Source organism: Candidatus Sulfotelmatobacter sp. (assembly GCA_035498555.1).
In the GTDB taxonomy this organism is placed as follows: Bacteria; Eisenbacteria; RBG-16-71-46; order RBG-16-71-46; family RBG-16-71-46; genus DATKAB01.
The window spans coordinates 34829-45002 of sequence record DATKAB010000046.1; the positions used below are offsets into that span (position 1 = coordinate 34829).

6 protein-coding genes are annotated in these 10174 nt (G+C 65.9%); all 6 read right to left on the reverse strand.

All coding sequences use genetic code 11. The features are described 5' to 3' along the window. Positions 1-20: 20 nt before the first annotated feature. Positions 21-1820, reverse strand: a complete 1800-nt coding sequence (locus tag VMJ70_04080; GenBank protein HTO90286.1) for a S8 family serine peptidase — start codon at positions 1818-1820, stop codon at positions 21-23. A 116-nt stretch (positions 1821-1936) separates the two neighbouring features. Then, on the reverse strand, positions 1937-2947 hold the full coding sequence (locus VMJ70_04085; protein HTO90287.1) for an asparaginase: 1011 nt from the start codon (positions 2945-2947) through the stop codon (positions 1937-1939). 21 nt (positions 2948-2968) lie between these two features. Further along, complete coding sequence (locus tag VMJ70_04090) at positions 2969-4030, reverse strand: hypothetical protein (protein HTO90288.1); 1062 nt, start codon at positions 4028-4030, stop codon at positions 2969-2971. Between the two features lie 24 nt (positions 4031-4054). Further along, positions 4055-6490 carry a hypothetical protein gene (locus VMJ70_04095; protein ID HTO90289.1) on the reverse strand — a complete coding sequence of 812 codons (2436 nt, stop codon included), beginning with the start codon at positions 6488-6490 and terminating at the stop codon, positions 4055-4057. Beyond that, positions 6487-8544: a hypothetical protein gene (locus VMJ70_04100; GenBank protein ID HTO90290.1), complete on the reverse strand. Its 2058-nt coding sequence runs from the start codon at positions 8542-8544 to the stop codon at positions 6487-6489. The genes VMJ70_04095 and VMJ70_04100 overlap by 4 nt, the downstream gene beginning before the upstream one ends. Before the next feature lie 254 nt (positions 8545-8798). Then, on the reverse strand, positions 8799-10174 hold a 1376-nt coding region (locus VMJ70_04105; protein ID HTO90291.1), incomplete at its 5' end, for a FlgD immunoglobulin-like domain containing protein.

The following is a 10174-nucleotide window of genomic DNA, read 5'->3' on the forward strand; positions in this document are numbered from 1 at the left end:
ACCCTGCGCGATCGAATCCGTCAGCGTAGCAGAGCGAGCCGCACCGTCTGGGTGCGACCCGCAGCGTACAAGTTTACGAAATAAATCCCCGACGGCGCCGAACGGCCTTGGGCGTCGTCGCCCGACCATTGCGCCACGTGCCAGCGGCCGCAAGCCAGCGTGCCCGAGTAGAGTTCCCGAACCAGACGCCCGCTCCCGTCGAACACGCGCAGCCTGCCGGTCTGGGACTCGGTGAAATGGGGGCCCAGCCCGAAGCGCACCTCGAGCGGCGCACTCCGCGGCTCGAATGGATTGGGGCTCTGGATCGCCACCTCGACGTAACCGGTCGGCGGAAGCTCGGGCGCCGGAGGTCCGGGCGTCCAGGCGAGCGCCGCGGCGCCGTTGGGGATCCCCCAGCCGTAAACGTCGTCGGGGCCGCAGCAGCTCGAGGCGGTCTCGCGCAGGGCGCGGATCACCTCGGTGGGCGTCCACGCCGGTCGAGCCTCGAGCAGGCAGGCGGCGAGCCCGGCGATCAGCGGCGCCGAGAACGAGGTGCCGTCGGCCAGCAGGAAGCCGTCGGGCACTCCCGACCCCGAAACCACCCACGCCGCCTCTCCGCGCGCCATGAGATCAGGCTTGATGCGCCCGTCCGAGGTCGGGCCCCGCGACGAAAAGCTCGTCACCACGCCGAACGAGTCCACCGCTCCCGCGGCAATCAGGCTGTCGCCGTTGACGTCGGCGGGCGCCACCAGGCGCGGCAGCGGCCCCTCGCCGTCGTTCCCGACGCTGTTGACCACCAGGATGCCCTTGCTGGCCGCGATCTCGGCGGCCCGTGAGACCTCCGAGGTGTGTCCGTCCAGGTCGGCCGGACCGAGACTCGGCCACGGCGAATCGAAGCGGTTGTAGCCCACCGACGACGAGATCACGTCGGCCCCGAGACTGTCGGCCCATTCGGCGGCCTGCGACCAGTAGAGCATCTCGACCGGAGTCTCGCGGGTCTCGACCTCGGAGCGGGCGAGCGCGAAGTCGGCGCGATAGGCACTGCCGAGATAGACCCCGGGTTCGTAGCCGGCGATGCAGCCGAACGTCCACGTGCCGTGCTCGAACGAGGCGAGCTGAGTGGTGTCGGTCACGGTGGTGTCGCCGTCGACGAAGTCGCGCACCAATCCCGGGGCGATGATCACGTTGCGCAGCGCGTCGTGCCGATCGTGGAAGTTGAAGCCGTCGTCGAACAGCACGATCAGCCTGCCGCTCCCCGCGTAGCCCGAGTCGTGGAGCGCGGTGGCCCCGATCTGAGCGAGCTGGAGCCAGGCGAGGCCGCTCTGCGTCGACGGCACGAGCGGCGGCGACAGGACCTGATCCCCCGATGCGCGACGACCTTCCGTCCGGGTCGAGGACGGGCTCGAGCGACTCACCTCCGCGCCCGAGGCTCGCGGCGGCACGACACGCGTGAGTCGCACCGGCGCGATCGCCGAGACGAAGGGCAGGCCGGCCACGGGCTCGAGGTCGCCGGGCGTCACGCGCACCGCGGCGCGGTTCAGCCACCGCGACACCGCGATCGGCCTGAGCCCCAGCGATCGAAGCGCGTCCAGGTACTCGGACGGCACCGGCAGATCCGCGGCGTCCACCAAAGGCGAGACGTGGGCGCGGAGCCGACGAGCCAGCGCGCGGGGCGTGAGCGCGGCGCGCGCGGCATTCAGGGCGAGCGCCTCCGCGGCCGGACCGCCGGGCGATTTGTCGCGGAAGCAGATCCAGACGCTCGCCGAATCGCCGGACGAAAGTGCGAACGGAAGCAGCGACGGATCGAGCTTGGCGCCGAGCGCCGCCGGTGCTCGCGGCACGGCGGCCTCTCCCGGCTGCGCGACCGCCAACCATGCCATCCCGCAAAGGAGACACGCCCAGGCGAGGTCAGCAGCAAGCGTTCGCGACAATCGAACCGTCCCGGTCGAGGGATGAACTAGCGGGCCGTGGAGGCGAGAAGCCGCAGCTCGGCGCTGAGGTGGCCGACCTCGAGCCCGGCCACGTTCCGAAGCAGGGGCCGCTCCCAATCCGCGACCCTCGCGCGCGAGGGCTCCTCGAGCGCGCCGAGCTGCGCCAGAGCGGCGATCGTTGCCGGCGCCACCGCGCGCGCCGCTCCATCTTCGCACTTGACCGCGATGCCGATTCCACGCGCCGGCCAGCCGACACACTCGAGACCTTCGGCCCCGCCCTTCGCGACCAGCGCCGGGGACGCCTCCATCAGCTCGGTGCTGAAGCGCCCCTTTCCGCCCGTCGCCCACGGGTGCTTCATCATCGCGGCGCGAATGCGCGACAGCGCCTGGCCGCGCGCGTCGTCGGCACTGGACGACAGCCGCGCGTAACCCAGGGCCATGCCCGAGAGCGGCAGCGCGAACACGCACACGCTGCACCCGTCGATCGCGATCGGCACTCGCTCCGGGCTCGTGCCGCACACGCTCGCCACCGTGCGATGCAGGAGTTGCTGGAGCGGGTGCGATGGGCGCTCGTAGCCTGCGGTCGGCCAGCTCTCGGCGCGACACATCGCCAGCATTCCGGCGTGCTTTCCCGAGCAATTGTTGTAGAGCGGGGTTGGCGGCAGACGCCGCTCGCGGAATTCGCGCAGCGCGTCCGGATCCACCGGCTCGTGGAATCCGCACGCCAGATCGCTCTCGCGGCAGTCGATCTTCGCGAGGATGCCGCGAACCAGATCGAGGTGAGCCGCCGTGCCGGTGTGCGAGGCCGCCATCACCGCCAGCTCGGCGTCACTGAACGACCAGCGATCGGCGTGGCCGCGCTCGACCAGTGGCAGCAGCTGAAAGGGCTTGGCCGCCGAACGAAAGGTGGTGACGCTGTCGGCGGCCTCGGTGGCGGCGACTTCGGCGCCGTTCACGTCACAGGCGGCGAGCTGAAGGCGATGGCGCGATTCGGGGATCGTGCCGCGCCAGACCTGGACTTCGAGGTGGACTCGCATGGCGGGGCGCTCTCGCCCGGATCAGCGGATGACGATGAACCGGCTCTGGAACGCGAATGTGCCCGCCTCGACCCGATACATGTAGATCCCCGAGGCGACATCCTGGCCGCCCGCGTTCTTGAGATCCCATCGCTCGAAATCCCGCGTCGGATCGGAATGCTGCAGCACCCTCACCAGATCGCCAGCCGAGGTGTAGATCCGGATCTTGGCCGAGTTCGGGAGATTGACGAAGTGGATCTCGTGCTGCCCGGGCTGATCCCAGGACTCGGTGGCACGATAGGGATTCGGGACCACCATCACCGATTCGAGGTCGGTGGTGGGTCCGCCGGTCGGTTCGATCCCGGGCGTCAGATTGGCGAGCTTGTTGTTGAGGTTGGGGCAGGTGAACTTGTTCGAGGGGTTGGCGCACGGACCGTAGACCCCGGCGGTGTCGGGGACGAACATGTCCTCGTAGGTCGCTTCGGCCCCCGAATTGAACAGCTCGTAGGTCACCGAGTAGTAGGTGGTGAATCCGTTGTGGGGACCGGGTGGAATGATCAGGCTCAACACCGAGTCCGCGAGGCAACGGTTGGCGCGCAAGTCGATAATCGGGCAGGTCTTCACGTAGTGGCCGCACGAGTCCGGGTCGAGGAAGGTCGCGATGCTGTCGTTCATGACCTGGCCGCCGCACATGAACTGGAGCGTGGTCTTGTCGACGCGCGACATGAACCAGGTCAGGGTGTCGCCCGCTTGCACCGAGTAGCGCCGGATCAGCTCCATGTGGGAGCTGTCGGGCGAATTGACCACCCGATAGATCCGGTAGCCTCCGAAATCCGAGCGCGCCTCGGCGACCCGGTCGCGAAGGAAGCGCACCGTGACGGTGCGCTGCCTCGGCTGAATGCTGTCGGGCAGCGGCGCGAGTCCGAGACCCTGGCAGAGCTGGGTGTAGGGAAAGGTGGAGTGGGCGACGTCGCGATAGGCGCCGGCGTATGCCCAGATCGGGATTTTCGGGAAGGTATTGGCCGCCCGTGCCTGCGTTCCACAGACCGCGCTGGCCATCACGGCCAGCGCGGCGTGGAACATCGTCCGCTTCCAGTCGAACAAGACGCTATCGTCCTTTCAAGTGCGCTAACGGTCTCGAACCCGCGCGTGAACCATCGCGCCGGTCGACGGGGCTCCCATGGTGACGGCCGGTGGACTCGAGATGGGGCTGTTCACCGTCGCGACCGGCCTGAGCCTGCTCGAGCCGCTCGGCGCCGATTTCGTCAGCCCCCAGAAGTTCTGGAGGACGGCGTCCACAAGATCCTGGGCGTCCTGGCGAGTGTAGCGCCAGAAACTGAATCCGGTGAAGATGATCGGCTTGATGGTGTCGAGCCCGTGATAGATGGTCATGCAGACGTTGAAGTTGTTCTGGACGAGGCTGATCTGCGACGCAGAGAACACGGTGTCGAGCGTCGACTGAAGGTTCTCCGTCAAGGGGCTCGGGTCGAGATCCTCCTGGATCCAGTTCGGCTGGCTCAGGTACTCGATGTCCAGGGCACTGGCGCTGTAGAAATCCGAACTCGAACGGAGCGGCGGAAGCGGATCCGTCGCCGGGGACTTCAGACGCATCTGCATGGGCATGTGCGCGTACGTGGCCGCGTAGTTGTAGGGCACCGTCGGCACGTTGGCCGGGAAGGAATCGTAGCGAGCCAGGGTGCGGCTGATCACCAGATTCGGCGGGCCGGCGACCTTGATCTCCGATTGCCAGTGCGCAAGGTCGAACATCATCCTCCCCGGCACCAATTCGGAATAGGGCGGCAATGTGGTGAAAGTCTTTCCCGCCCCATATCCGCCTGGCGGATCGTTGGTAGACTTGTTGTAGACGCTCAGGCTCGCGTACGCGATTCCGCCGCCCGTCAGCCACAAATGCCCTCCCTGGGACACATAAGCGGCGATCGAATTGGCATTCCCGGGCGAGGTCATGTATCTCAGCGCGGTCTGGCCTGCGATGAGCTGCGTCCCTGGGGCTGTGTTGATGGCGGCGACAGCATCCGTGATCCAGATCAAGTGAGCGTACTGTCCTATCGTCGCCAGAGGAATGTGCAGGTCGGAGCGTCCAAGCCGGGTGTTGATCGTATCGAACGAGTACCCCGCGAACAGGCCGGGCGAGCTGAGGCTTCCCGCCGGATATCCCTTCCACGAGTATCCGCCCCGAGCGAATAGGAAGGTGTCCAACTCCGCGGTGTCGGGCCAGCGCCCCGTGGGCGACCTGTAGCTGCCGTTGGGGTTCTGGCTATCCAACACACCCCGCGTGTCGTTGACGATCCCGAGCGGCTTCGACAGCGTCGAGAGCACGGCGGTGAGGTTCACGATGCCGAGGCTCTTCAAGCCGTTGTTGTCCTCGGACTCGACGTAGAAGAGATGGTTCTCTCCGCCCCCGAATGGCCCCACCAGAGCCTGAGTATTGCCCAGCGCCTGGTCGCTCCAGTGCCTGAAATCGGTGGCGGGAGGATCCCGCGGCGTCTCGTCGGACGGATCGCTGATGTCGAGCGCCCAGCGATAACCCTTGACGGTCGCTCCCGGCCCGGCTTCCGCCGTCCAGTAGAACGGAATCGGCTGGCCCGCCCCGACCTCCAGCGGGATCTGGTACTGCGGGAGGATCGAGTAGGCAGCGGTCTTGTATGTGTAAGTGAAGATCGAATTGAAGATGGTGAGCAACGGACCGCCGGCCGCCGCGAACGTGACGCGGAGAGCCAGCATGTTTCCGTTCAGCGAGAAGACCGGCGAATAGGCTCCGGCTTCGTCGAACGCGACCACCACGAACAGGTAGTCGCCCTGCGGCACCAGGTTCGTGTATTGCACCTCGGTGGTGTCGCCGGAGGTGGAATCCCAGCCCGCCCAGTTTCTGGGTGCGTAGTAGCGACGCACCGAATCCGGCGTCGAGATCGCGACCGAGACCGGGACCGGCGAATTGTTGGTGAGCATGATGAATTTGTACTTGACGGGCTTCTTCGAATCGAAGATCCCGTCGTCGTCCGTGCCGGTCCAGTTGATCCGCACCGCCGGCGTCACGTAGCTGCGCCCGCGGTCGCTGGGGGGCGGCTGCAGGATCATGACCGTGGGCGCCACGGTGTAGGTGAAGAACGAACGGTAGAGCGGGGTCGACTGCAGCCCGCCGTTGTCGATCGCCTTGACCACGAAAGTATGGAAATCCGACGAGCCATTGACGCCCGGCTGGCTGCTGTCGGGCTTGGTGGCGCTGAAGTTGATCAACTCCTCACTCTTGAGGGTGCTGACCCAGGCAGTGTCCGGCTCCGGATCGGCGGCGGTCGGCGACGGCGGATCGATGGCGTAGAGATAGTGGTCGATTCGTCCATCGGGGTCGTAACCCAGCCAGTCCATGCGATACGAGTACTCGAACCGCGTGGACTGGTTGTAGGGCGCTCGCGTCAGCTCGATCGTCGGGCGGATGTTGGCGCGTGGATTCGTGATCGACTTCTTGCTGCAGCCGGCGGACAGGATCGCCAGCGGCACGATGATGAATAGAGTTGCCGGGGCGAGCAGGATTCGGCGGATGCTCATCGCTCACCTCTCCTTCGTAAGACCTCTGCGGCCGTGCCCGGTGCGCTTGGGACCCATGAGGAACTGGCGGAGGGCGCCGGCGGCGGCGGAGGGGGCGCCGGCACCGTCACCAGATACGAGTAGTTCGAGCAGCGCCCCGCTCCCGGACGGTCTTCGCAGTCCGCGCAGTCGCACAGCTCGACCATCACGCGGATCTGTGTGCCACCGAGCGAGTCGGGGAGGGTCACCGAAACCGGCAGGTTCGCGACCCGGAAACAGCTGGCGGGGGCAAACGTGACCGAATCGGTCGGCGACGTCACGTTGCGCGGGCCCCGGAACGAAGCCGAGTAGCGGTAGACGGCGCTCGCCGGCGGGCCGCCCGGTGCGGGCGGAGAGCCGGACCCTCCGCCCTCGGGATCGAATGGATCGAGGTCGCTCCCGACCAGGTTGAGGGTCAGAATTCGGGTGAAATACACGTCCCCCGGATGCGGACGCATCGCCGCGGTGAACGCGAAATAAGGTGGAAAGTCCACGTTGAAAACCATGATCTGCTTGCGAAGCGCGATCTGTTGTGGTGTCCCGCCCCCGCCGTCCACCGCGGCCACGATGTTCTGCGCCGTAAGATCGGGAGTGGATCCGATGCGATTGTCCACCGTGCCGTCTCCGTCCTGGGCGCGGGCGAAGAAGTAGTAGGTCCCGGCCCGATTGAACGACCAGTAGGCGCCGATGTTCGGTGAGCGGAAGACGTTCGCGGGATCGTAGATGGGGTAGAGCCCGGTCTGAGTTCCCGCCTGGTCGGTCGGCGGCACGCTCGTCAGGGTGGCGGGAACGCGGGAGCGGAAGCCGATGGGCGAGCCATTCGGCGGGCGGACCTGGATCACGGGATTCAGGAGGGTGTCCGAGGGCGGCGCATTGGGATCATTCCCCGTCCAGACCACGCTGTAGGGCGAGTCGGCGTCGAACCCCCCATTGAAGAACAGCAGCCACGAGTTCATCCGGACGGTCTCGAACTCGCGCACGCAGTAGATCTTGTTTCCATAGAACTCGAGGAAGCTCTTGTAGGGCTTGCGCTGGGACGGCAGCACTTTCAGCGAGTCGGCGCTGAGGTAGCAATGCGCGGGCCGCAAGTCCGCGAACGATCCGCCCGGATTGGAGTTGCTCGGCCAGATCGCCACGTCGACCGAGCGATCCCCGCCTGAACGGGTCCAGCCCACCCAGGACGTGTCCGCGCCCGCAAACCAGGAGTCGGGCGGAAAGTTCATCTGGAACTCGCGCGAGGTCTGCCGCGAGCCGCTCGAGCCATCGATCCCCCTGAGATAGAAGATCTTGAGCCCGGGGCCGACGCGGTCGGCGACGCCGCTGTTGTAGGTCAGCGAGGTGACCGACGAGTCCACGGAGACGAACTGCGGCTCGTCCATCTTGTACTTGTAGCCCACCGCCGCGTTCGACGCCGTCGTGACCTCGGAATGCCAGTGGATGTCGAGACGGGCACCCGAGGGCACCACCGCGGTGGGCACTCGGCCAATCGCAAAGGTGTCGGTGGAACCCACCTGGAACTGTTGAAGCGAGCGAGTGAGCGCGAGCGTGTTCGGATCCTGTGTGAACACGTAGCCGGTCGCGAGGAATTGATCGATCACCGCCAGCGGCGGGAAGCGGTCGAACGCGCGGAAGATGAAGCGCGCCGGCGTCGGATCGGGCTTGCCCAGGTTGTCCACGGCGTAGATGTAGAAGGCGTGCTGGCGGTCGGAATGTCCGTCCGAAACCGAGAACACGAAGGTGCTGTCGGTCCGGGCCGTGAAGTGGTAGTCACGCGCCTTGGGTCCCGGCAGCGGCGGCGGATTCGGGTCGATTTCCGGATTGGGAGGATCGGGTAGGGTCTCGGTCACCGCATAGAAGAACCCCGAGATGCTTCCGTCCGGATCCGAGCCGGCCCAGTAGAGGTGATAGCGAAAGGAAATCTGCAGGACCTGGGGGGGCGTCGCGTGACCGCTGGCGTCCCGCGTGAACAGGGTGTCCATCGGCGCGGCGGAGATCCAAGTCTCGGGAGCCTTGTTCCTGTCGAAGGTGGGGGCCATGGGCTTGCGACATCCGCCCGCGACTAAAGCGATGAAAAAAAGCAAAATGAGCCCAGCACGAAAGCGCATTCGCGCCCTCCGACACGCCCAGTCATGTAAGCGGGAAGTGAAAGAAAGCTAACAGGGAGGGTGGGGACCGTCAAGCAGGAAAAGGCCGGATTCCGCGATCCCGGAGACGCTTGGTTCCCCGAAAAGCCCGACGGGCGGGGCCCTTTGAGGGTCCCGCCCGTGCGGTTACTTCCTTGCGACGACTGCTACTTCAGGACCGTCAGCTTCTTGGCGTCCGTGAAGCGGCTGTTCACGTACTTCACCTGCGTGAAGTACACACCACGCGGAACCGTACGGCCGTCGTTGTCGACACCGTCCCAGGTCAGCGTGTGCCGGCCGGCCAGGAACTGGCGGTCAGCAAGCGTCCGCACCAGACGACCGCTCACGTCGAACACCTTCACCTCGACGCGATCGGCCTTGGCGAGGCCGAAGTCGACCGTCGCCTGACCAGAAACCAGCGGGTTGTTGCGCAGGTTCATGAAGTCCACGAACACCGAGCCGTTGTCGTTGTTCGGAACATCCGTGGTCTGCGGCGGGGTGCCGGCAATCGCACAAATCTTGCCGAAGATCGCCGTCAGCACGTTGTACGAGTAGGCCAGCCGCCCGATGGACTTGTCGCAGAAGCGGCTCCGCAGGTTGCGGATGTCGAAGCCGTCGATCAGCGACAGCCAGAACTCACCTGTGCCCGTGTTCTTGTCGTGGAACACGCCCGAAACCAACGGCGCGAGCGCGGTGCCGTTCGGCGAATACAGAGACGCCGGCACGCCACCCACGCCAGGCGTGAGCACGTCGTTCGTGAACGTGCAACCGTTCCGGACGCCGTAAACGTCGCCATTCGTGGTGATCGGGTTGAGCGCCTGCAGGTCGACGCACTGATTGTCGACGTTGCTCAGCGCGAAGTACGACGGATCACGCAGCGACAGCTTGAAGAAGTTGTGCAACAGGTTGCCCTGGTCCACGCCCGACTGATCCGAGTCCTCGACGAATCCGTCGCCCTGCACCCACACGCCGCGGAGGTCACTGGACGTGCCGCCGAGCATGAATTCGCGGAGCATACGGGTGTCATCCTGGCTCTTGTTGCTGAACGGTCCGAGGATGCCCGAGTTCAGATCACCGGTCACCATGAGGATGACCTTGTAATAGGTCTCGAGCATGCCGATCGACGGACCCTCGAACGACCACTTGCCGTCCACGTTCGAAGGAGCGTGGTTGCCGTAGTCGGCGCCGAGCGAGCCGGCGTTGGTGTTCAGCGACTCGGAAGCCTTGACTCCGAGCATGTCCCACGTGGTGCCAGGCGGCTGGTTGAGGTTGCGAACGAAGCCCGAAGGATCGTTCACGTCCACCTTACCCCTCGCGTGCCAACCATTGTGAGCGCCGTACTTGGTGTTAGCGGTAGCGCCGGTCGAATCAGCAATCGACACCCACACGCGCTCGTCACCACGGCGATCATGATTGTCCACGAACAGCAGGCAGGCCTGGCCGAGACCACCGTAGGCGGTGTTCTTCCAGGCGTCCGGCAGAACGGTGAACTCCTGCCACCGGTGAGCGTCGGTCGAACCTTCGGTCAGCTGCGGGAACACGA

What these genes read in the sequence shown, in the direction of transcription:
- VMJ70_04085 (HTO90287.1), bottom strand. Translation starts at nt 2,947, where the DNA reads ATGCGAGTCCACCTCGAAGTCCAGGTCTGGCGCGGCACGATCCCCGAA.
- VMJ70_04095 (HTO90289.1), bottom strand. Translation starts at nt 6,490, where the DNA reads ATGAGCATCCGCCGAATCCTGCTCGCCCCGGCAACTCTATTCATCATC.
- VMJ70_04100 (HTO90290.1), bottom strand. Translation starts at nt 8,544, where the DNA reads ATGGCCCCCACCTTCGACAGGAACAAGGCTCCCGAGACTTGGATCTCC.